The sequence below is a fragment of the Alistipes provencensis genome, from assembly GCF_900083545.1.
GTDB classification, from domain to species: domain Bacteria; phylum Bacteroidota; class Bacteroidia; order Bacteroidales; family Rikenellaceae; genus Alistipes; species Alistipes provencensis.
The window spans coordinates 901,991-925,472 of record NZ_LT559262.1; the positions used below are offsets into that span (position 1 = coordinate 901,991).

The 23,482-nt window shown below is 60.5% G+C and carries 20 protein-coding genes; 16 read left to right on the plus strand and 4 right to left on the minus strand.

What is annotated here, in order from left to right:
* Positions 1 to 66: 66 nt before the first annotated feature.
* Both BN5935_RS03655 and BN5935_RS03660 read right to left on the minus strand, forming a co-directional pair.
* Positions 67 to 1,140, minus strand: a complete 1,074-nt coding sequence (locus BN5935_RS03655) for an SGNH/GDSL hydrolase family protein (protein WP_064974904.1) — start codon at positions 1,138 to 1,140, stop codon at positions 67 to 69.
* A gap of 88 nt (positions 1,141 to 1,228) precedes the next feature.
* Positions 1,229 to 2,233 carry an ROK family protein gene (locus tag BN5935_RS03660; RefSeq protein WP_064974905.1) on the minus strand — a complete coding sequence of 335 codons (1,005 nt, stop codon included), beginning with the start codon at positions 2,231 to 2,233 and terminating at the stop codon, positions 1,229 to 1,231.
* A gap of 194 nt (positions 2,234 to 2,427) precedes the next feature.
* Between BN5935_RS03660 and BN5935_RS03665 the strand changes: the two genes are divergently transcribed.
* The 12 genes from BN5935_RS03665 (at position 2,428) to BN5935_RS03720 (ending at position 16,776) form a co-directional block, all read left to right on the plus strand.
* The gene (locus BN5935_RS03665; protein ID WP_064974906.1) at positions 2,428 to 3,399 is read left to right on the plus strand and encodes a polyprenyl synthetase family protein; all 972 of its coding nucleotides are present in this window, start codon (positions 2,428 to 2,430) and stop codon (positions 3,397 to 3,399) included.
* A gap of 3 nt (positions 3,400 to 3,402) precedes the next feature.
* Positions 3,403 to 4,662: a peptidase U32 family protein gene (locus tag BN5935_RS03670; RefSeq protein WP_064974907.1), complete on the plus strand. Its 1,260-nt coding sequence runs from the start codon at positions 3,403 to 3,405 to the stop codon at positions 4,660 to 4,662.
* A gap of 2 nt (positions 4,663 to 4,664) precedes the next feature.
* The gene (locus BN5935_RS03675) at positions 4,665 to 5,795 is read left to right on the plus strand and encodes an acyltransferase family protein (protein ID WP_064974908.1); all 1,131 of its coding nucleotides are present in this window, start codon (positions 4,665 to 4,667) and stop codon (positions 5,793 to 5,795) included.
* Between the two features lie 167 nt (positions 5,796 to 5,962).
* Positions 5,963 to 6,157 (plus strand): hypothetical protein, encoded by a 195-nt coding sequence (locus tag BN5935_RS03680; protein WP_064974909.1) that lies wholly within the window; start codon positions 5,963 to 5,965, stop codon positions 6,155 to 6,157.
* Between the two features lie 287 nt (positions 6,158 to 6,444).
* Positions 6,445 to 7,803 (plus strand): MFS transporter, encoded by a 1,359-nt coding sequence (locus BN5935_RS03685; protein WP_064976824.1) that lies wholly within the window; start codon positions 6,445 to 6,447, stop codon positions 7,801 to 7,803.
* A 2-nt stretch (positions 7,804 to 7,805) separates the two neighbouring features.
* Positions 7,806 to 8,798, plus strand: a complete 993-nt coding sequence (locus tag BN5935_RS03690) for a S66 peptidase family protein (RefSeq protein WP_064974910.1) — start codon at positions 7,806 to 7,808, stop codon at positions 8,796 to 8,798.
* Positions 8,799 to 9,000: 202 nt separating this feature from the next.
* Positions 9,001 to 10,392: an aminopeptidase P family protein gene (locus tag BN5935_RS03695; RefSeq protein WP_064974911.1), complete on the plus strand. Its 1,392-nt coding sequence runs from the start codon at positions 9,001 to 9,003 to the stop codon at positions 10,390 to 10,392.
* 25 nt (positions 10,393 to 10,417) lie between these two features.
* Positions 10,418 to 10,648, plus strand: coding sequence for a hypothetical protein (locus BN5935_RS03700; RefSeq protein ID WP_064974912.1), 231 nt, complete (start codon positions 10,418 to 10,420; stop codon positions 10,646 to 10,648).
* A 4-nt stretch (positions 10,649 to 10,652) separates the two neighbouring features.
* On the plus strand, positions 10,653 to 11,321 hold the full coding sequence (locus BN5935_RS03705; protein ID WP_064974913.1) for an SGNH/GDSL hydrolase family protein: 669 nt from the start codon (positions 10,653 to 10,655) through the stop codon (positions 11,319 to 11,321).
* 182 nt (positions 11,322 to 11,503) lie between these two features.
* Complete coding sequence (locus BN5935_RS03710) at positions 11,504 to 13,666, plus strand: elongation factor G (protein ID WP_064974914.1); 2,163 nt, start codon at positions 11,504 to 11,506, stop codon at positions 13,664 to 13,666.
* A 321-nt stretch (positions 13,667 to 13,987) separates the two neighbouring features.
* Entirely contained in the window at positions 13,988 to 16,213 is a 2,226-nt protein-coding gene (locus BN5935_RS03715; RefSeq protein ID WP_064974915.1) for an inorganic phosphate transporter, read from the plus strand.
* Entirely contained in the window at positions 16,213 to 16,776 is a 564-nt protein-coding gene (locus tag BN5935_RS03720; protein ID WP_064974916.1) for a DUF4924 family protein, read from the plus strand. The genes BN5935_RS03715 and BN5935_RS03720 overlap by 1 nt, the downstream gene beginning before the upstream one ends.
* 24 nt (positions 16,777 to 16,800) lie before the next feature.
* On the opposite strand, the gene BN5935_RS03725 is transcribed toward BN5935_RS03720, so the two are convergent.
* Together BN5935_RS03725 and rpmH are read right to left on the minus strand one after the other, a co-directional pair.
* On the minus strand, positions 16,801 to 17,298 hold the full coding sequence (locus BN5935_RS03725; protein ID WP_064974917.1) for a GNAT family N-acetyltransferase: 498 nt from the start codon (positions 17,296 to 17,298) through the stop codon (positions 16,801 to 16,803).
* Positions 17,299 to 17,367: 69 nt separating this feature from the next.
* Positions 17,368 to 17,529 (minus strand): 50S ribosomal protein L34, encoded by a 162-nt coding sequence (gene rpmH / locus BN5935_RS03730; protein ID WP_010261331.1) that lies wholly within the window; start codon positions 17,527 to 17,529, stop codon positions 17,368 to 17,370.
* Between the two features lie 200 nt (positions 17,530 to 17,729).
* Here rpmH and murA point away from each other — a divergent pair, with 200 nt between their 5' ends.
* From murA to BN5935_RS03750, 4 genes are all read left to right on the plus strand, one after another.
* Positions 17,730 to 19,055 carry a UDP-N-acetylglucosamine 1-carboxyvinyltransferase gene (gene murA, locus BN5935_RS03735; protein ID WP_064974918.1) on the plus strand — a complete coding sequence of 442 codons (1,326 nt, stop codon included), beginning with the start codon at positions 17,730 to 17,732 and terminating at the stop codon, positions 19,053 to 19,055.
* A 147-nt stretch (positions 19,056 to 19,202) separates the two neighbouring features.
* The gene (locus BN5935_RS03740) at positions 19,203 to 19,772 is read left to right on the plus strand and encodes a thymidine kinase (protein ID WP_064974919.1); all 570 of its coding nucleotides are present in this window, start codon (positions 19,203 to 19,205) and stop codon (positions 19,770 to 19,772) included.
* 190 nt (positions 19,773 to 19,962) lie between these two features.
* The gene (locus tag BN5935_RS03745) at positions 19,963 to 20,877 is read left to right on the plus strand and encodes a dihydrodipicolinate synthase family protein (protein WP_064974920.1); all 915 of its coding nucleotides are present in this window, start codon (positions 19,963 to 19,965) and stop codon (positions 20,875 to 20,877) included.
* Between the two features lie 26 nt (positions 20,878 to 20,903).
* A complete protein-coding gene (locus BN5935_RS03750) occupies positions 20,904 to 23,456 on the plus strand; it encodes a sodium:solute symporter family protein (protein WP_064974921.1) in 2,553 nt (850 codons plus the stop codon).
* The last annotated feature ends 26 nt before the right edge of the window (positions 23,457 to 23,482 follow it).

Consider the following 23,482-nt stretch of genomic DNA (forward strand, 5'->3'; position numbering starts at 1 on the left):
CATGGCGACAAACGTAAAAAAGGGAGGCTTTCCGCGGAAAGCCTCCCTTTTTTATCGTCCGTCCGATCAGCGGATGCCGTGTTTCTTCAGGACCTTCAGCAACTCGGGCTGCAGGTTCTGCGCCCAGCGCCAGTAACCCAAATCCGAGGGATGCGTGCCGTCGGCCGAAGTGACGTGGTCCGCACCCGTGAGGTCGGCCTTGTCGATGAAGTAGACGTTGTCGAAGCGTTTCATCGCCTCGGCCATCTGCTGCCGGGCCATCGCCTGCTTGGCGGCCTCGTTCTTGTCCGATTGGAGATCGAAGTTGCGGCTCTCGCGGTAGATCGTCTGCACGAAGATCAGCGGCGTCGTGGGCAGCGACTCCCGGATACGCGCGATGAAGGGGATCAGCCGCTCGGCGATCATCTCGGCATTGGGATTCGAAAAGGCGTCGAAGACCATCGCGTCGGCATCCTTCACATCGGCGAGGTAATCGGCGAAATAGGGCTGGAGCTTGCAGTTGCCGCTGCAGGCGATGCTGCAAAAGTAAAGCCCCGTGTTGCGGGCGATCTGCATCGGGTAGCTCATGCCGGCGCGGCTGGTGCTGACGCCGTGCGTGAAGCTCGAACCGAAGATCACGATCTTGTGGCGGAAGGGATTTTCCATCGGTACGATCTTCGCATCCGTATCCACGCCGACCTGCAGCGAGGTCAGTTCGTTGTAGTTGGGGAGGTAGAGCAGACACTCCTTTTCGGAATCGTCCATCCCCTTGATCAGCGTGAACGCCTCACCGCGTTTGCGGGGAGCGCGCGAAAAGGCGTACACCCACTCGCCGTCCTTGCGGATGTAGAGGTCGAAGCCCTCCGAAGCCACCCGCGGGGTGCTGGCGCCGTTATAGACGAACGAGGTGTACTCGGGCAGCAGGTCGATGCGCGACGAGTTGGTCTTGAACACCAGCGCCAGACCCGCTCCGCAGCGGACCTGCTGGTTCTCGCCCTTGGTGAAACCCTTGTAGGCGACCGTGTCGATCCGGTGGTAAGGGTGCGGCGTAGGCAGGGCCTTGCCGATCAGATTCAGTTCGGTGGCGTCGACGAACCGCACCTGCGCGGCCGCCGCCCAGACCGTCAGCAATGCGACGGAGAGTAAAAGAAGACGTTTCATAGTTTTTGACGTTCGGATTTATGGATTATCAGTTCAAAAAAAGGGCGAAGTCCGCAAACCTCGCCCTTGCGGGAACGGCCGCCGGGGCCTATTTCGCAGCTTCCTGCCAGATCAGCGCCGAGGCGCCGAGGATGGCGGCATTCTTTCCCTGAATACCGCTCGGAAGCAGTTTCACCTTGTTCTTGAAAACGAAGAGCATGTTCTCCTCCATGAACCACTGCGTGGGCTCGAAGAGCAGTTTGCCGGCCTTCGAAAGACCTCCGAAGAGGAAAATCGCCTCGGGCGACGTCACCGTCACCACGTCGGCCAGTGCGCGGCCCAGCATCTCGCCCGTGAAGCGGAACGCCTCCAGTGCGATGGGGTCGCCCTGCTCGGCAGCGGCCGAGATCATCGAAGCGTCGAAATCCTCGAACGCAATGCTCCGCAGCTTGCTGGGGGCATTCATCTTGGCCATCAGTTCGAACGCCGTGCGCTTGATGCCCGTCGCCGAGACATAGGTCTCCAGACAGCCCTTGCGCCCGCAGCCGCACTCGCGGCCGTCGCGCTCGACGATCACATGACCGAACTCCCCGGCAAAGCCGTCGTGGCCGTAGATCATCTCGCCGTTGGCGACGAACCCCGATCCGAGGCCCGTGCCGAGGGTTATCATCACGAAATCACGCATGCCCTTGGCATTGCCGTAGATCATCTCGCCGATCGTAGCGGCGTTGGCGTCGTTGGTGACGATCGTCTTCACACCGCCGAAGCGTTTCGAAATGTCGCTTCCCAGCGGAAAGACGCGGCGCGCCTCGTCGGGATTGGGGTCCTCGGGTTTGAATTTCCAGAGGTTCGCGGGGTTTTCGATCGTGCCCTTGTGATAATTGGCGTTGGGGGCGCCGATGCCGATGCCGGCCAGCTCGTATTCGAACGAAAGGCTCTGCGCCAATGCGCGCATGGCGTCGCAGAGCTCCTCCACATAAGCCGGATAGTCGTCTACATGGGGATATTTGCGGGTCGAGATGACCGATTCGGCATAGAGGTCGCCGTTTTCGTCAACGAGTCCGAACGCGGTGTTGATGCCGCCGATGTCCACACCGATAGCGAGTTTTTTCATATTGTGATTCAGGTTAAATGTTGAGTTTTCCCTCCATATTTTCTCCGCTCGGCATAATCCGAACAAGTTCGGCTTCTGCTCTTGCTTAACGAAAATGTTAGATTTATCCTGTCAAAGTTAATTTAAAATTCGGCTACTCCAAACTTTTTTTCTACTTTTGGGACAGATTCAGGCCCAAAACCACTACCCGGATTATGCAAAGCAACGAACAGATACTTTCCGCCATCGAGAATTACCTCGCACAGGCCGATTTTCCGGCCGAACCCGAATTGTTGTACGCGCCCATCGGCTATTCGCTGGCCGGAGGCGGCAAACGTCTGCGGCCGATGCTGCTGATGCTCGCCTACGGCACCTTCGCCGACGACCTGAAGCAGGCGCTGCCTGCGGCCGCGGCCGTCGAGGTGTTCCACAATTTCACGCTGCTGCACGACGACATCATGGACAACGCCGCCGTGCGGCGCGGCAAGCCCTCGGTCTATGCCAAATGGGGCCGGAACGTGGCTATCCTCTCGGGCGACGCCATGCTGATCTACGCCTACCGTCTGCTGAGCACCGTCCCGGCGGAACTGCTGCCGCAGGTGCTGACGACGTTCAACAACATGGCCCTCGAGGTGTGCGAGGGACAGCAGTACGACATGGATTTCGAGCAGAAACCCAAGGTCTCGGTGGTCGAATACATGCACATGATCGAGCTGAAGACCTCGGTGCTGCTGGCCGGGGCCGTGGTGATCGGCGCCATGCTGGGCGGCGCCTCCGACGAGGACTGCCGCCGCCTGCGCCGCTTCGCCGTCGAGCTGGGACTCGCTTTCCAGTTGCAGGACGACCTGCTGGACAGCTACGGCGACGAGCGGCTGGGCAAGGCCATCGGGGGCGACATCCTCGAAGGCAAGAAGACCTACCTGATGATTACGGCCATGAGCCGCGCGGACGAAGCGTCCCGCGAGGTACTCCGCACGGCCTACCGCGATCCGAAACTCAGCGACGCCGAAAAGATCGCCGCCGTGAAGGCGGTCTATGACCGGCTGGAGGTGCCGCGCCTCACCGAACAGCAGATATCGCTGCGCTTCGAGCGGGCGCTGTCGATCCTCGACACCCTCTCGGTGGAGCCCGCACGGACCCGACGGATGCGCGACTACGCCATGAGCCTGATGGGGCGGAAAAACTAAGCCATGAAACGCTCGGACATCGAAATAATGGCCCCGGTGGGGTCGTATGAATCGCTTGCGGCCGCCATCGGGGCCGGAGCCGACGCCGTCTACTTCGGGGTCGGGAAACTCAACATGCGCTCGGCCTCGGCAGCCAACTTCACGCTCGACGACCTCGAAAAGATCGTCGCCACGGCCCGCAAAGCCGGGGTGAAGAGCTATCTGACGGTCAACACGGTCGTCTACGAGGACGAGATAGCCGAGGTCCACGCCGTGATCGACCGCGCCAAGGCCGCAGGGGTCGACGCCGTGATCGCCTCCGATCTGGCGGCTATCCTCTACGCCCGGCAGATCGGGCAGGAGGTCCACATCTCCACCCAGTGCAACATTTCGAACTCCGAGGCGGTGCGGTTCTTCGCCCAGTGGGCCGACACGGTGGTGCTGGCGCGCGAGCTGACGCTGGAGCAGGTGGCCGGGATACACCGCAGGATCGTTGCGGACGACATCCGCGGCCCGCGGGGCGAACTGGTCGAGATCGAGATGTTCGCCCACGGCGCCCTGTGCATGTCCGTTTCGGGCAAGTGCTACCTCTCGCTCTACGAGACCAACTGCTCGGCCAACCGCGGCGCCTGCCGCCAGTTGTGCCGCCGCAAATACACCGTCACGGACAAGGAGACCGGGGCGCAACTGGACATCGACGGCCGCTACGTCCTCTCGCCCAAAGACCTCTGCACGGTCGATTTCCTCGACAAAATGATCGGCGCGGGAGTCCGGGTGCTGAAGATCGAAGGACGCGCCCGCGGTGCGGAGTATGTGAAACGCGTGGTCGAATGTTACGACGAGGCGCTCCGGGCCATCGAAGCCGGGAGCTACACCCCCGCTCTGGCCGAAGGGCTGAAAGAGCGGCTCCGGACGGTCTTCAACCGCGGATTCTGGGAGGGTTACTATGCCGGGCGTCCCGTCGTGGAGCACAGCCCGGCCTACGGATCGTCGGCCACCCAACGCAAAGTGTATGTGGGGAAAGTGGTGAATTTCTACAAAAAACTCTCCGTTGCGGAAGTCGCGGTCGAGGCGGCGCCCCTCGCCGTCGGAGAACCGATCTTCTTTCTCGGGGCCACGACCGGCGTCGCCGAGCAGACGCTCGAAGAACTGCACGGACCCGACGGTTCGCCCGTGGATTCCGTCGCGCAGGGCGAACTCTGCGCCATCCGCACGCCCGGGGTGATCCGCCGCGGGGACCAGCTCTACAAATTCATTCCGGCAGACAACGCCGGAACCCGATAACGATGAAACCTCAACCGACCAAACCGACCGCCCCGCAGCGGCTTCTCTCGCTCGACGCCCTGCGGGGTTTTGACATGTTCTTCATCATGGGCTTCGCAGGGCTCGTCGTCGCCCTGTGCAAACTCCGGCCCGGCGGTTTCGCCGACTGGATGTCGGCCCAGATGGGGCATGCCGAGTGGGACGGGTTCTTCCACCACGACACCATCTTCCCGCTGTTCCTCTTCATCGCGGGCATCTCGTTCCCCTTCTCGCTGGCCAAGCAACGTGAAAAAGGGATCGGCGAACGGAGCATCTACACGAAGGTGATCCGCCGCGGGCTGACGCTGGTGGCGCTGGGACTGGTCTACAACGGGCTGTTCAACCTCGACTTCGCGACGCTGCGCCTGCCGAGCGTGCTGGGCCGCATCGGACTGGCGTGGATGTTCGCGGCGATGCTGTTCATCCGGTTCGGAATACGCACGCGCATCGCCCTTGCCGCCGGGATTCTCGTCGGTTACGGACTGCTGCTGCAATTCGTCGGGGCGCCCGACGCCGCAGGGGCCGGACCGCTGACCGAAGCGGGCAACATCGTGGGCTACATCGACCGGACGATCATGCCGGCACACCTCTACGGCAACCGGGGATTCGACCCCGAAGGGTTGCTGAGCACCCTGCCGGCCATCGTGACGGCCATGCTGGGCATGTTCACGGGCGAATTCGTCCGCCGTTCCGAGGAGCAGATTTCCGGCAGCCGCAAAGCGCTCCGGATGGCCGCCGGGGCCGCCCTGCTGTTGGTGCTCGCGCTCTGCCTCGACCCGTTGCAGCCCGTCAACAAGAAACTCTGGACCCCGGCTTTCGTCTTTGCCGCAGGGGCTTATTCGCTGGGGATGTTCGCGCTGTTCTATTATATCATAGATGTACGGCAGTGGCGGCGGTGGAGCTATTTCTTTCAGGTCATCGGCCTCAACTCGATCACGATCTACATGCTCCAGCGGATCGTCCGGGTGAGCTACACCTCCGAGTTCTTCTTCGGAGGACTGGCATCGAAATTCTCGCCCGAGGTCGCCTCGGTGATCTTCTCGGCGGGTTACGTCACCGTCTGCTGGCTGTTATTGCGGTTCCTCGACCGGAAGAAAATATACCTCAAGGTCTGAGACCCTCCCCATCGGAAAAGGCGCATCTTTCGGGATGCGCCTTTTTACATACTCCGGAGGTCGTTTTTTTCAACTATCGAGATTTTTTTATCGAAATTCAATAAATATCAGTTGTTTTTCAAAAAATATTTCGTATATTTGCAGTGTCAAACAAAAGACACATCGCCATGGAAACCGAAAAAGTCATCCGCATCCTGAGCCTCTTTCTCGTCGTGGCCGCCTTCGCCGTGAAGGTCGCCACAGAGCTGATGTTCCCCCAGTCGCTGCACGGGTTCGACCTGCCGATCGTCATCGTACTGATTCTCTGCCTGACGAACATCTGGCGCCGGCCCGCCGAAAAGAGCGAAAAACCAAACAAATAAAACCCACGAAAAAACTCCTTGTCATCGCCGCAATAGCCGCCGCGGCTATCGCCTGCACCTCGAATCACAACCAATTAAAATAAAAAGTTCAAACACGGGTCGACCCGGAGGCGGTCCTCTTACCGGCCGCAGCGACGGCAAAACCCAATAATAGTTGTGTGGCGAAGGCCCGGAATGTTCCGGGTCTTCGCGTTTTTTCGTACCTTTGGGGGCGTAACGCCCCTTTTCATATGCCGGACCGTTTTGTCACACCTTACATACCGGAACGCCCCACGGACGGACTGCCCATGCCCCGGCGGCTCGGGGCCATCCTTGCCGTAGCCTTCGGCGTCTCGCTATCGGTGATCGACGGAACCATCGCCAACGTCGCCCTGCCCACCATCGGGCAGGAGCTGGGCATCTCGTCCGCCGATTCGATCTGGATCGTCAACGCCTACCAGTTGGCCATCATGGTCTCGCTGCTGTCGTTTTCGGCGCTGGGCGACGTGGTGGGTTACCGCAAGGTCTACATCGGCGGGCTGATGCTCTTCACGGTGGCGTCGGTGGGCTGTTCGCTCTCGGGATCGCTCCAGACCCTCGTGCTGTCGCGCGTGATGCAGGGATTCGGCGCCGCGGCCATCACCTCGGTCAACACCACGCTGATCCGTTTCATCTACCCCAAAGCCCAACTGGGACGCGGTATGGGTATCAACGCCACGGTGGTCGCCGTGTCGTCGGTAGCTGGGCCGACGCTGGCCGCGGGTATCCTTTCGGTGGCCGGCTGGCCGTGGCTCTTCGCCGTCAACATCCCGATGGGGCTCATCGCCCTGTCGCTCAGCCGGAGGTTCCTGCCGGCAAACCCCGTGCGGATCAGCGGGCACCGTTTCGACTGGCGCGACGCGGTGATGAACGCCCTGACGTTCGGCCTGCTGATGGCTTCGGTCGAGGGATTCTCGCACGGATTGGACCCGCGCCTGCTTACGCTGGGCGTCGCGGCGCTGCTCGTCATCGGCTTTTTCTTCATCCGCGGCCAACTGCGCGAACCCTATCCGATCCTGCCGTTCGACCTGCTGCGCATCCCGATCTTCTCGGTGTCGGTCGCAACGTCGATCTGCTCGTTCCTCGGGCAGATGCTCGCCATGGTGGCGCTGCCCTTCTATCTCCAGCAAGCCTGCGGCTACAACGACGTCGAGACGGGTCTGCTGCTGACGGCCTGGCCCGCGGTAATCATGATCGTCGCCCCCGTTGCCGGCATGCTCGTCGAACGCATCCACGCCGGACTGCTCGGCGGCACGGGCCTCACGATGATGGCCGCAGGACTGTTCCTGCTGGCGTTCCTCCCGGAACATCCGACCGATTTCGACATCATCTGGCGGCTGGTGCTCTGCGGAGCGGGATTCGGGCTTTTCCAGTCGCCCAACAACAGCATCCTGATCGCCTCGGCACCGCCCGAGCGCAGCGGATCGGCCAGCGGCATGCTCGCCACGGCCCGCCTCATCGGACAGACAACGGGCGCCGCGCTGATGGCCCTGCTGTTCCACATCGTCCCCGAAAACAGCACCCACGCGGCGCTGCTGCTGGCGGGAGGTTTCGCCGTCGTCGGCGCCGCCGTCAGCCTCGCACGCATCTCGCTGCCCCTGCCCGAAGGGCTCACCCGACACAAATGACCATGAAACACCTTTTTCCGATATTGCTCCTGCTCGCTCCGCTCTTCGCCGGAGCCCAATGCCCCGACACCGCCGATTTCATCCGTCCGCCCTACCTGCAGCGGGGCGACACGGTGGGCATCGTCGCCCCGGCGGGCAAACTGCCGCTGAAGACCGACACGGCGAAAGTCCGTCAACGGTTCGAATCGTGGGGCCTGCATGTGAAATTCGGCGCCCACTGCGCCGACCGCGAACAACCCTATTTCGCCGGGACCGACGAGGAGCGCGCCGCAGACCTGCAGGCGATGATCGACGACCGGTCGGTCAAGGCCGTCATCGCCTACCGCGGGGGTTACGGCTCGGTGCGCCTGCTGCCGCTCATCGATCTCGGGCGGCTGCGCGAGCACCCCAAATGGGTGGTCGGGTTCAGCGACATCACCATGCTCCATCTGGCGCTGCGGCGACTGGGCATCGAGAGCATCCACGGCCCCATGCCCGGGTCGTTCCTCTTCGACGAGGAAGATCCCTCGGCCGAATCGCTCCGGCAGGCGCTGTTCGGCGAGACGGTGCGCATCGAGGTCGAACCCCATCCGCTCAACCAACCCGGAGAAGCCTCGGGGCGTCTGGCCGGGGGCAACCTGACGGTGATCGGCTCGGCGACGGGCACGCCCGAAGAACTGCTGACCGATGCGCCGACCGTTCTGCTGATCGAGGAGGTCGGGGAGTTTGTCTACCGCATCGACCGGCTGATGCAGAGCCTCGCACGCAGCGGCAAACTCGGAAGCGTCAAAGCCGTCCTCGTGGGCCACTTCTCGGACATGATGGGGATGAAGAAATTCGGCGTGGCGGACGCCGACGCGGTCATCTCGGCCTACACGCGGCCGCTGGGGATACCGGTCGTCTTCGGATTTCCGGCGGGGCACGTCGAGCCCAACGCGGCGGTTTACCTCGGACGCCGGGTGACGGTCAGCGTGGACGAAGAGGGCGCCCGCGTGGAATTCGCCCCGCAGGATTGACCAATCCCGATTTTTTTGTTATTTTTGTAGAAACCAAACGAATTATATACTTTAGTGTACCGACTGTCCCGAGCGTACGCCATCTCCCTCCCTGAGGGAGGGCCGGGGTGGGGTCAGATTTGTAAATGACGCCGCAGGCGGCAACAACAGCAGTCGAAAGCAACCGGAACACCAAAGTATACGATTACCAAACAAAGTGCTTATGTTTTCAGCAAAAACCTATACCGCGCGCCGTCACGAACTGCGCACCAAGATCGGGAGCGGCATCATCCTCTTCCCGGGCAACCCGCTGTCGCCGAACAATTACCCCAACAACACCTACTATTTCCGGCAGGATTCGTCGTTCCGCTACTACTTCGGGCTGAACGTCCCGTCGATGGTCGGCATAATCGACGCCGACACGGGCGAGGAGGCGCTCTACGGCGATGATTTCACCGTCGAAGACATCATCTGGACCGGTCCGCAGCCCACGCTGCGCGAGATGGGGACCGGGGTCGGCATCACGGCCACGTTCCCGATGGCCGAGCTCGAAAAACGCCTGCGCAGGGCCGTCGCTCTGGGCCGCCGCATCCACTTCCTGCCGCCCTACCGCGGCGAAACCAAACTCCAGTTGTCGGCGCTGCTGGGCATCAAACCCGAGCTGTTGCACGAATACAAGTCGGTGGACCTGATGTTCGCCGTGGCGGAGATGCGCGAAAAGAAGAGCGCCGAGGAGATCGAAGAGATGGAACGCGCCTTCGGGATCGGTTATGAGATGCACACGACGGCGATGAAGATGTGCCGCCCGGGCATCGTCGAGCGTCAGATCGCAGGTGCCATCGAGGGCGTCGCCAAGGCGATGGGGCAGGGCGTATCGTTCCCCTCGATCGTGTCGCAGCACGGCGAGACGCTGCACAACCTCAACGCCGACGGCGTGTTGGAGGAGGGCCGCCTGCTGCTGTGCGACGCCGGAGGCGAGAGTGTCGAAGGCTACTGCTCGGACCACACCCGCACCTACCCCGTGAGCGGGCGCTTCACGCAGAAACAGCGCGAAATTTACGACATCGTGCTGGCCGCACACGACCATGTGGCCCGCATCGTCAAGCCCCACATGATGTACACCGAGATACACAACGCCGCCTACATGACCCTCGCAGAAGGGTTGGTGGGAATCGGACTGCTGAAAGGCTCGGCCGCCGATGCGGTGGCCGCCGGGGCGATGACGATGCTCATGCCTCACGGACTCGGGCACGGCCTCGGAATGGACGTACACGACTGCGAGGCCATGGGCGAGCGGTCGTTCGACTTCTCGTCGATCGCCGAGCGCGCCACCAAGTCAGGCACATGCATCTACCGCGCGGCGTGGCGCATAGAACCGGGAACGGTGATGACCGACGAGCCGGGGCTCTATTTCATCCCCGCGCTGATCGACAAGTGCCGCGCCGAGGGGCTCTACAAAGGCATCGTCGATTACGACACGCTCGACGCCTACCGCGATTTCGGAGGCATCCGCATCGAGGACGACATCCTCGTGACGGAGACCGGCAGCCGCATCATCGGCGACCGAAAGATTCCTATTACAGCAGAGGAACTTGAGGCTATTGTAGGACGATAACAGACCGACTAAACAGAAAACTGCCATGACAGCCAAAACAAAATGGATCATCTACGGATCACTGGCGCTGATCGCCGTGCTCCTGATCGCCATCTTCTCGAAAAACATCGTCAACGGACTTGAAAACCTCTTCGTGAAGATCGCCATTTACCTCATTGTCTTCTGCGCCGGATGGCTCTTGGGCCGCTTCGGTGGAAACCGCCGCCGGAACGACGACGAGCGCAACGCCCGCAACATCACCCAAGCGCAGAAGTAGACCGATGCGGAAAACAATACTCCTGCTTGCCCTCGCACTGCCCCTGCTCGTCGCGGGACAGCAGCGCGACTGGGCCAACTACGGTCGTTACGCCGGGGCCAACGCCTCCCTGACGACAGCCCCCGCCGTCGTATTCATGGGCAATTCGATCACCGAAGGATGGGGACGGAACCGCCCGGAGTTCTTCGCCGAAAACAATTTCGCCTGCCGCGGAATCAGCGGGCAGGTCTCGGCCCAGATGCTCTGCCGCTTCCGCGCCGACGCGATCAACCTCCGCCCGAAGGCCGTGGTGATCCTCGCCGGGACGAACGACATCGCCGGCAACAACGGCCCCATCGAAAACGAACACATCGCCGAAAACATCGTCTCGATGGCCGAGCTGGCCCTCGCCGCCGGAATCCGGCCGATCCTCTGCTCGGTGCTGCCGGCCGCGAAATATCCGTGGCGTCCCGAGATCGAATCGGTGCCCGAAAAGATCGCCGACCTGAACGCCCGGCTGCAACAATACGCCGCGGAGCGCGGACTGACGTGGGTGGATTATTACAGCGCGATGGACGCCGGCGACGGATCGATGCGCAGCGAATACACCAAGGACGGCGTGCACCCCACGCCCGAAGGATATGCGGTCATGGAGGGCGTCATCCGGCCCGTACTGGCGGAGTGGCTGCCCTGACGGGCGGACATATTCCCGACAGACTGAAAAATCGCCTCCCGGGGGCGATTTTTTCATTCCGGGAGTTGTTTTTCCCGAATATTTCGTATATTTATAGTCGCCGTCGCCAAAGCAGCCCCGAAGACGGAGACGGCACGGGAAATGAGAACCTAATTACGAATACCTTAAAACCATACGGGAATATGAAAAACTATTCAGCCAAAGAGATCAAAAACATCGTACTCATCGGCGCGCCCGGCACGGGTAAAACTACCCTTGCCGAAGCGATGGCCTTTGAAGGTAAGGTCATCGACCGCAGGGGTAGTATCGAGGCGAACAACACGCTCTCGGACAACACCGATATCGAGCACGAATACAAGCGCTCGATCTATTCGACGATCCTCTTCACCGAATTCATGGACCGCAAGCTCAACATCATCGACTGCCCGGGCTCGGACGACTTCTGCGGAAGCCTCTTCTCGGCATTCAAGGTCGGCGACGTGGGCGTCTTCCTGTTCAACGCCCAGAACGGCTGGGAGGTCGGCAGCGAGATACAGGCCCGCTATGCGCGCCTGCTGAAGAAACCCGTCATCGGCGTGGTCAACCAGCTCGACGCCGACAAGGCCAATTTCGAAGCCACCATCGAGTCGATCCGCACCGCATCGCGCGTGAAGCCCGTCATCGTGCAGTATCCCGTCAACCAAGGCGCGGAATTCAACGCCTTCATCGACGTGCTGCTGATGAAGATGTACCGCTTCAAGGACCACGACGGCCACCGCGAGGAGTTGGAAATTCCCGCCGAGGAGCTGGAGAAGGCTCAGGAGCTGAACAAAGAACTGGTGGAAATGGCCGCCGAGCACGACGAGGCGCTCATGGAGCTCTATTTCGACAAGGGAACGCTCACGCAGGACGACATCCGCTCGGGTCTGAAGATCGGCGTTTCGAAGCGCGAGGTGATGCCCATCTTCTGCACCAGCGGCAAACGCGACATCGGCACCAAGCGTCTGATGGAATTCATCATCAACGTGGCCCCCGGTCCGCAGAAGGCTCCGGCGTTCCTCTCGACCGAGGGCGAGGAGATCACGGCCGACGAGACGGCGCCCGCCGTGGCGTTCGTCTTCAAGAGCCAAGTCGAGCAGCACATCGGCGAGATCACCTATTTCCGTGTGATCCGCGGCAAGATCGCCGAGGGCGCCGAACTGGTGAATACCCGCACGGGCAATAAGGAAAAACTTTCGCAGTTGTTCGCCGTGGCAGGCAAGAACCGCGTGAAGGTCACGGAGCTCATGGCCGGCGACATCGGATGCACGGTGAAGCTGAAAGGCACGCGCACGAACGACACGTTGTCGGCTCCGTCGGCTCCGGTGACGATCGAACCGATCGTATTCCCCGAGCCGCGCTACCGCGCCGCCCTCAAATGCAAGGATCAGGCCGACGAGGAGAAGCTGGGCAAGGTGCTCAACGACGCCAAGTTCGAGGACCCGACGATTCTGGTGGAATACTCCAAGGAGCTGAAGCAGACGATCATTCAGGGACAGGGCGAACACCACCTGAACATTCTCCGCTCGCGCATCGAGAAGGAGAACAAGCTCTCCTACGAATATATCGCACCGAAGATTCCCTACCGCGAGACCATCACCAAGGTGGCTCAGGCCGACTACCGCCACAAGAAGCAGTCGGGCGGCGCCGGTCAGTTCGGCGAGGTGCACATGATTATCGAACCCTACTACGAGGGGATCGGCGAGCCGAAGAACTACAAGGTTCCCGGAAAGGGCGACATGGTCGTCAACCCCAAGACCAAGGAGGAGTACGACCTCCAGTGGGGCGGCAAGCTGCAGTTCTATTCGGCAATCGTGGGCGGCGCCATCGACGCGCGCTTCATGCCCGCCATCCTGAAAGGTATCATGGAGAAGATGGACGAGGGCCCGCTGACGGGATCCTACGCCCGCGACATCCGCGTGGTGATTTACGACGGCAAGATGCACCCGGTGGATTCGAACGAAATCTCGTTCAAGCTGGCGGCCCGCAACGCCTTCAAGGAGGCGTTCCGCAACGCCGGGCCCAAGATCATGGAGCCGATCTACAACGTCGAGGTGCTGGTGCCGAGCGAATACATGGGCGCCGTGATGTCGGACCTGCAGAACCGTCGCGCGATGATCGCCGGCATGGAGTCCGACAAGGGCTTCGACCGCCTGAACGCACTGGTTCCGCTGGCCGAGCTGTACCGCTACTCGACGACGCTCTCGTCGCTGACATCGGGATCGGCGACCTACACGATGAAATTCGCAAGCTACGAGCAGGTTCCGGCCGACGTGCAGGACAAGCTGCTCAAAGCCTACACCGACACCGACGAAGATCCGGCGTAAGACGCCGCCCGCCTAAGAGCCGGGTTTTAGGGGCGACGGAAGGACAGGATGGCTCAGATCCAGTTCTGCGCCCGGCCAAGAGGCGGGGTTCAGGGGCGACCGGAACATTTCGCATATCGGAACCTCACGTCCGCAAGGACGACAACATGCCCATCCACAGAAAATGCAGCGGACCCTTGCGGGCTCGCTGCATTTCGTATCATAAGGAACGGCCGTTTTACGGCCCGACTTATGTTAAGTTAATGTTAACAATGGATTACGAAACCGTTTCGTCGGAAAAAATGGCGTAAATTTGTTCACAATTTGCACTAAAACCCCAACATGAGCGAAATATACACTGTTATTGTCGGCATTCTGGGAATCCTCGCTATTTCAGGTCTTTTCGTCGGCGTCACGAACGACGCAGTCAATTTCCTCAACTCCGCTATCGGCTCCAAAGCAGCCTCGATGAAGGTCATCCTCACCGTGGCGTCCATCGGCATCATCGTCGGTGTCGTGACGTCGAGCGGCATGATGGAGGTCGCCCGCAGCGGCATGTTCAATCCCGGACTGTTCACCTTCCACGAAGTGATGATGCTCTATCTGGGCGTCATGTTCGCCAACGTCATCCTGCTGGACCTCTACAATTCGTGGGGACTCCCGACCTCGACCACCGTGTCGCTGATCTTCTGCCTGCTGGGCGCCGCGATCGCCGTGTCGATCTACAAGATCTCCAACGATCCGGATCAGGGCGTCTCGGCGCTCGGGCACTACATCAACACCTCGCGCGCCATGGGTATCGTCTCAGCCATCCTGCTGTCGGTCGTGATCGCCTTCACCTGCGGCACGTTCGTGATGTACATCTCGCGCATGATCTTCTCGTTCCGCTACACGGTACTTTTCCGCCGTTACGGGTCGCTGTGGTGCGGCGCCTCGCTGACGGCGATCGTCTATTTCGCCGTTTTCAAGGGCCTCAAGTCCATCCTCGCCGACAATGCCTTCGTCCAGCTCGTCGACAGCCACCTGCCGACGGCTCTGTTCATCTGCTGGATCGTCTGCTCGCTGCTGCTGTTCTTTATCCAGCGGTTCAAGATCAACATTCTGCGCATCACGATCCTGTCGGGTACGTTCGCGCTGGCGCTGGCCTTCGCGGGCAACGATCTGGTGAACTTCATCGGCGTGCCCGTCGCCGGGTTCGACGCCTACTCCATCGCCCGGGAAGCCGGAGATACGCAGATGCTCATGGGGGCCCTGAACGAGAACGTTCCGGCCAACTTTCTGATCCTGCTGGCCGCAGGCTTCCTGATGATCCTCACGCTGTGGACCTCGAAAAAGGCCATGCACGTCTCCGAAACCGAGCTTTCGCTTTCGGCGCAGGACGACGGGGGTCAGCAGCAGTACGGATCGTCGGTCTTCTCGCGCACGATCGTCCGCGCAGCCCTCAACGTCAGCGCAGGCATCGAACGCACGGTCCCCAAGCACCTGCGGGATGCGATCTCGCGCCGCTTCGAATACGAGGACGTCGAGCACAGTGGTTCGCCCTACGACATGATCCGCGCAACGGTCAACCTGACGACCTCGGCGCTGCTGATCGCCATGGCCACGTCGCTCAAACTCCCGCTGTCGACCACCTACGTCTGCTTCATGGTGGCGATGGGTTCGTCGCTCGCCGACCGCGCATGGGGCCGCGAAAGCGCCGTATACCGCATTTCGGGCGTCATGACCGTCGTGGCCGGATGGTTCGTCACGGCGTTGGGCGGATTCCTCATCGCCTTCGTCGTGGGACTGGCGCTGATCTACGGCGGAACGACCGCCTTCATCGTCATCACGATCCTCTGCGGCTGGATGCTCATACACAGCAACTTCCTGAAAAAGAGCAAGGAGAACACCATCGTCAAGGAGCAGGCCGAGACCAACGACGACATCATCGCCAACCTGCGCGACGAGGTGTGCCACACAATGGAGTGCGCCACGAAGATCTACGACCGCACGCTGATCGCCGTCTTCAAGGAGAACCGCAAGGTGCTGCGCGACATGGTCAAGGAGTCGAACGACCTCTTCTACCAGTCGCGCGAACGCAAATACTCGCTGCTGCCGACGCTGAAGAAACTCCAAGGCGGCGATGTCAACACGGCCCACTACTATGTGCAGGTGGTGGATTACCTCAATGAAATGACCAAGGCGCTGATGCACATCACCCGCCCGGCGTTCGAGCATATCGACAACAACCACGAGGGATTGTCGAAAGAGCAGGCCAAGGACCTGATGTCGATCAACGACGACGTGGAGTCGATCTACCGCCACATCAACCTGATGCTGCGCGACGGCGACTTCTCGGAGATCGAAATGGTGCTGACATTGCGCGACCAGTTGTTCGAATCAATCGCCGAGGCGATCAAATCCGAGCTCACGCGCATCAACGAGGCCCGGTCGAACACCAAGGCGTCGATGCTCTACCTGACGATCCTGACCGAGACCAAGAACATGGTGCTCCAGTCGCGCAACCTTTTGAAATCGCAGCAATACTTCCTCAAGCATCTGCCGGGGCCCAAAACATGGATTAAATAATGGATATCGCCAAAGCAAAACGGCGTGAGAATATCGCCGAATACATCCTCTACCTGTGGCAGTTGGAGGACCTGCTCCGGGCCCTGCAATTCAGCCCCGAGGCGGTCTTTTCGACGCTCATCGCCCCCCGCAAGGACATCGGCGAGGAGCAGAAGCACGTCTTCCTGCTCTGGTACATGGACCTCGCCAACCTGCTCCGGCAGGAGGGCAAAGAGGAGAAAGGCCATCTGGAGCATACGCTGCATCTGATTCAGGACCTCCACGACCTGCATCTCCAGTTGATGAAACTGCCCGTGGGCGGGCACTACCGCGCCACCTACGCCCGTCTCGAACCCGAGCTGCCGCGTCTGCGCGCCGTGCTGGGAAATCCCGGAATGAGCGACACGGAACTCTGCTTCCGGGCCCTTTACGCCGCGATGCTCTACCGCATCAAAGGCGAGGGCGACAAACAGGCTGTCGTGGACACGCTCGAATATATCTCCCCGGTGATCGCCGACCTGGCCGACCTGCACGGCAAAGTCGAACGGGGCGAAGTAGATCTGTTCAAAACGGAGGAGAAATAAAGAGGGTTGGCCGCGGCCAACCCTTTATCGTATCTCCAGTCCCATGATATAATCGTTCATGTAATAACCGTCGCCGATGGGGAAATCCCCTTCGCGCAGACGCCGCATGCCCATACGTTCGTAGAAGTGCAGGGCGGGGTTGCGGCGGTTGACGTTGAGCTCCATCAGGCAGGGTGCGGGATGCACGCTCCGGATATGCTCCACGGCCTGCCGGAACAGGAAAGCCCCGGCGCCGAGGCCCTGAAAACGGGGCAGGACATAGATCTTCTGCAGGTGGAAAAGGTCCTCGTCCTGCCGCTCGACCGAAACATAGCCGCACGGCTCACCGTCGGACGAGGCGATAAACCAGACGTGGCCCGCGCGGAACTGCTCCCGCAGGCTCGTCTCGGAGTACATCCACTCCATCATGTAGTCCAACTGCGCGGGGGTGAGTATCTCGCGGTAGGTGGCCGGAAATACCTCTGCGGCCATTCGGCGGATCAGCGGGCAGTCGGTTTCGGCGGCTTGTCGAATGGTAAGCATAATCAATGGGATTGTCTTAAACGAAAGAAGGCCGGCAAAAAGCCGACCTTAAATCTTTCCTGCAGGAAACTAAGCGTACTTGAACGTCGACTCGTCCGATACGGTGAGTTTCTTGCGACCCTTTGCGCGACGCGCAGCCAATACCTTGCGACCGTTGGCCGTAGCCATACGAGCACGGAAACCGTGCTTGTTGATGCGCTTGCGACGCGAAGGCTGGTAAGTTCTCTTCATTGCCATAGCTATCTGATTTTTGTTGTTTCAAACATTTTTACGGATTGCAAAAGTACAACAAAAAAGTGATCCGCAAAAGTTTTTCACGAAAATATTTTCCAAAACCGCGAAAAAAGCCCGGAATCTTTCTATCTTTGGTGTCAGTGCCGTAACGGCTCTTTTATTTGTCACATTTTTCAACGGATACGCTTATTTCGGATATGGCCATATTCAAAGTCGAAGGAGGGCACCGCCTCCACGGGTCGATCACGCCTCAAGGCGCCAAGAACGAAGCCCTGCAAATACTCTGCGCCACGCTGCTGACCCCTCAGCGGGTCGTCGTGCGGAACATTCCCCAGATTCTCGACGTCATGCAGCTCATCGAGCTGCTGCGCCGCATGGGCGTCGTCGTCGAACAGCTCGCCGACGACACCTACGCCTTCTGCGCCCGCGACATCGACTTCGAATACCTCCGGTCGGACGACTACCGCCAGCGCTGCACCCGGCTGCGGGGTTCGGTCATGCTGATCGGTCCGATGCTGGCGCGCTTCGGCGTGGGATACATCCCCAAACCGGGCGGCGACAAGATCGGCCGCCGCAGGCTCGACACCCACTTCATCGGATTCCAGAAACTCGGCGCGAAGTTCAATTTCGACATCGCCGACGAATTCTTCATGGTCGAAGGCCGGGAGCTGCGCGGAACGTACATGCTGCTGGATGAGGCTTCAGTGACGGGTACGGCCAATATCATCATGGCCGCCGTGATGGCCCGGGGCTTCACGACGATCTACAACGCCGCGTGCGAACCCTACATCCAGCAGTTGTGCAAGATGCTCAACCGCATGGGCGCCCGCATCTCGGGCATCGCCTCGAACCTGCTTACGATCGAGGGCGTCGGGGAGTTGGGCGGCACGGAACATACGTTGCTGCCCGACATGATCGAGGTAGGCAGTTTCATCGGCATGGCCGCGATGAACCGCTCGGAGCTGACGATCCGCAGCGTGTCGTTCGAAAACCTCGGCATCATCCCCGCGCAGTTCGCCCGCATGGGCATTCGGTTCGAGCAGCGGGGCGACGATATCTACATCCCCCAGCAGGATCATTACAGCATCGAGACGTTTCTCGACGGGTCGATCATGAACATCGCCGACGCCCCGTGGCCGGGACTGACGCCCGACCTGCTGTCGATCTTTCTGGTGGTGGCCACGCAGGCCAAAGGCGCCGTGCTGATTCACCAGAAGATGTTCGAAAGCCGCCTGTTCTTCGTCGACAAGCTGATCGACATGGGGGCTCAGATCATCCTGTGCGATCCCCACCGCGCCACCGTCATCGGCCACGACCACCGGATGTGCCTCCGGGCCACACGCATGACCTCGCCCGACATCCGTGCGGGCGTGGCGCTGCTGATCGCCGCGATGTCGGCCGAAGGGGTCTCGACGATCCAGAACATCGACCAGATCGACCGCGGATACAAGGACATCGACGGACGCCTGAACGCCCTCGGCGCCCGGATCACCCGTGTCGACGAGTGCGAGGTGCGAAAATAGCAAAACAAGGTTATAAAGTTCCCCTTATCAAAGGGGGATTTAGGAGGATTGTCTGTACTGAAACATAAAACGAAGTAACGGGCGGTCCCACATGAAATACCGATCGATAGACATACCAATACAAAGAATCAAGCCAAATATCGTTTTATGTTTTTGGAAAATGCCAGCAAGAAAGGCTGGATCGAAGTCATCTGCGGATCGATGTTCTCGGGCAAGACCGAGGAGCTGATCCGCCGTCTCAAACGGGCCCAGTTCGCCCACCAGCGGGTCGAGATCTTCAAACCCCGCATCGACGTGCGCTACTCCGAGGAGGAGGTCGTGTCGCACGACGCCAACGCCATCCGCTCCACGCCGGTCGAATCGCCGCAGAACATCCTGCTGATGACCTCCGATGTCGACGTGGTGGGCATCGACGAGGCGCAGTTCTTCGACGACAGCATCGTGGACGTCTGCCGCCGTCTGGCCAACAACGGCGTGCGGGTGATCGTCGCCGGGCTCGACATGGACTACACCGGGAAACCCTTCGGCCCGATGCCCCACCTGATGGCCACGGCGGAGTATGTCACCAAGGTCCACGCCATCTGCGTCCGCTGCGGCAACCTCGCCCACCATTCGCACCGCCTCACCAGCGACGAGAAGCTGGTCGTCTTAGGCGAAACGGACTCCTACGAAGCCATCTGCCGCCATTGTTTCAACAAGCTGACCGAAAAATCGTAACCCCGGCCCGGTCAGCGACCGCTCACGGGATACACAACTCTCAAATATCCTTTTTCGCGGACGGCGGAAACACCTTACGCAAAAAATTTCCTGAAAATCCGAAAAAATTCCCGACTTTTTTGGATTTTCATTTTATCTCACTATATTTGTCATACAAATAGGATTATTCAGCCTATTATTAAAAAAACTTATGAACGCCCATACCATGATCAAACTCTCCGGACTTATCCCTGCCGTATTCACACCGTTCGACAAGAACGGCGCAGTCAACCTCCCGCAAATCCGGCCCTATGCCGACAAACTCGTCACAGACGGTGCCGACGGCGTGTTCGTCTGCGGTTCGACGGGCGAATGCACCTCGATGACCGTCGCCGAGCGCAAAAGCGTCCTCGAAGCGTGGGTCGAGGCCGCCGCAGGCCGCATGCGCGTCATCGCACATGTAGGCGGCACCTGCCAGGCCGACTGCATCGAACTGGCGCGGCATGCCGCCGGACAGCGAGTCGACGCCGTCGGCGCCATCGCTCCGTTCTATTTCAAACCCGCTTCCGTCGAGGAGCTCGTGGATTTCTACAAGCCCATCGCCGCAGCCATCGCCCCGATCCCGTTCTACACCTATCACATGCCTTCGGTAACGGGCGTCAACCTGCCGATGAAGGAGTTCCTCGAAAAAGGCTCGCGTGAAATCCCTAACCTGAACGGCATCAAATTCACCTCGAACAACTTTATGGAGATGCTCGAATGCATCCGTCTCGAAGACGGGCGTTTCGATATCCTCAACGGTTTCGACGAAATGCTGCTCTGCGGCATGGCCGTGGGCGCCCGCGGAGGCGTGGGCAGCACCTATAATTATTCGCTGTCGACCTACCGGAACCTTTACGACGCATTTCTCGCAGGCGATATCGAACGCGCCCGCGTCTTCCAGCAGGAATCGGTGGACATCGTGCATGTCATCATCCGTCACGGCGGCGGTGTCCGCGGCGGCAAAGCCATCATGAATCATCTGGGAATAGACTGCGGCGACTGCCGGCTGCCCTTCGCGCCTTACACCGAGTCCGAGATGCACCGACTGGGCGAAGAACTCGACCGTATCGGCTTTGCGAAATAACGATACCTGCCAACCCCTTCTGACCCATGAGAAACCTGATATTGACTCTTTTCCTGCTCCTCGGCACGGCCGTTTCGACAGCCGGAACTCCCACGACACAACTGACAGAGACCGATGCCATCCGCTGGGACTCCTCGCTCAGCCTGCCGCAACTCGACGGGACGCCCAACATCGGCATCGCCGGCGTCTTCTCGGGGCGTATCGACGGAAAACTGCTGATCGCAGGCGGCGCCAACTTCCCCGACCGCACCCCCGAGGCGAACGGAGAGAAACGATATCATCGGGATTTATATATCTATGACCCTTCCGGGAGCTGGCAAGTCATTCGCGACGCCCTGCCCGAACCCCGGGCCTACGGAATCTCGGTCACACTGCCCGAGGGCGTGCTCTGCATCGGCGGCTGCAACGCCTCGGACTGTACGGATCAGGTATTACTCCTGACACTCGACGGCAACCAGCCCCGCTTCACACCATGGCCTTCGCTCCCGCGCCCCTTGGCCAATGCCGCAGGGGCCCTGATCGGCCATCGCATCTATGTGGCCGGCGGTATCGAGCAAGTAGAGGAGGCCGCCGCCACCCGCAACTTCTTTATGCTCGATCTCCACGACCGCGGACGCGGGTGGCAGGAACTGCCGCCGTGGCCCGGGCCGGCCCGGGCGTTTGCGGTAGCGGCTTCGCAAAGCGACGGGTTCGACAACTGTTTCTACCTTTTCAGCGGCCGCGACTTCTCGGGCGATTCAGCTTGGACCGTTCATAAAGACGGCTACCGTTACAACCCGCGTCTCAAAAGTTGGAACCGGCTCGAAGGAGAATTTCCTGTCATGGCCGGAACAGCAGCGCCATTCGGCACCAACCACATTCTGCTGATCGGCGGCCGCAACGGAACCAATTCCGACGACCAGTTGCTGCGGCTTTACCACACGGTCACGGGAACCCTTACGGAAACTCCCGTTCCCGAAGGAATCATCCTTCCAGTCACGACAAACGTCCTTCCGGACGACGACGGCATCCTGATCACGAGCGGCGAGATACGCCCGGGCGTGCGCACTCCCGTTCTGCTGCGGGGAACGCTCCAAAGCACCATCCACCGCCTGACGGGGCTCGACATCGGCGTCATCACCCTCTATTTCCTTTCGCTGGCGCTCATCGGCTGGTATTTCTCGAAAAACCAGAAGACCTCCGACGACTATTTCAAGGGGGGGGGACGCATCCCGTGGTTCATCGTCGGGCTGAGCATCTTCGGAACGGCGCTCAGCGCCATTACTTTCATGGCTATTCCGGCCAAAGCCTATGCCACGGATTGGAGTTACCTGCTTTTCAACTCGGGCATCGTGCTGGCCGTACCAATCATCGTGTTACTGTTCATCCCCTTCTACCGCAGGCTCAATGTCACCACGGCCTATGAATACCTCGAAGCGCGGTTCAATCCCCTCGTGCGCATCCTGTGCAGCATCGCCTTCATCCTCTTCCAGATCGGACGTATGGGCGTCGTGCTGTTGCTTCCATCGATCGCACTCAACGTCGTCACGGGTTTCGACATCTTCCTCTGCATCACCCTGATGGGCGTCCTGAGCCTCGCTTACACGCTCATGGGCGGTATCGAGGCCGTGGCGTGGACCGAAGCCCTGCAAGTCGTCGTGCTGCTGGGCGCCGCCGTCACGGTGCTGGTCATCGTGTGCCTGCAACTCCCCGAGGACCTCGGAACCATCGTCGCTTCGGCCGCCGAGGCCGGGAAATTCGACCTCGGATCGACGGCTTTCGACCTGCGCCAGCCGACGGTGTGGACCGTGCTGATCGCAACCTTCTTTACCAACATCACCACCTACGGCACCGACCAGACCATCGTGCAGCGCTACCTGACCACCGCCACCGAACGCGAAGCCCGCAAAGGAGTCTACGTCAACGCCGCACTGACCATTCCGGCCACCATCCTCTTCTTTCTGGTGGGCACGGCGCTGTGGGCCTTCTACCGCCACTTCCCGGCGGAGCTGAGCATGGCCGTCCGCGACAGCGACGCCATCCTGCCGTGGTATATCAGCACCCAGCTTCCGTCGGGCGTACTGGGACTGATAATCGCCGGTCTGTTCGCCGCCGCCATGTCGACGCTCAGCAGCAGCATGAACTCCGCCGCAACGGCCTTCGTCACGGACATTCACCGCAAACTCTGCCCCGCCGCGCGCGACGGCCGCGCGCTGCTGCGCACGGCGCGCCTCTCGACCCTCGTACTGGGACTCGTCGGCGTAGGATTCGCATTGATAATGGCTTCGTGGGAGATCAAATCGCTGTGGGACGAATTCTCGAAAATCCTCGGCATCCTGCTCGGCGGTCTGGGCGGATTGTTTCTGCTGGGCCTCACGACCCGGCGCGCCAATACGTTCGGCGCCCTGTGCGGCATCGCGGCCAGCGTCGTCGTGCAGATTCTCGTCGCCCGCAGCGGGTATGTCAACCTGCTGCTCTATTCCACGACCGGATTCCTTTCGTGTTTCATCGTCGGTTATCTGGCAAGCCTCTGCGTCCCCCGCAGCAGCCGCGACACCGATTCGCTGACCATCTACGGAAAACGGAAAACCGGTGCGTAATCCGAACTTAACCACTTCTTCACGAC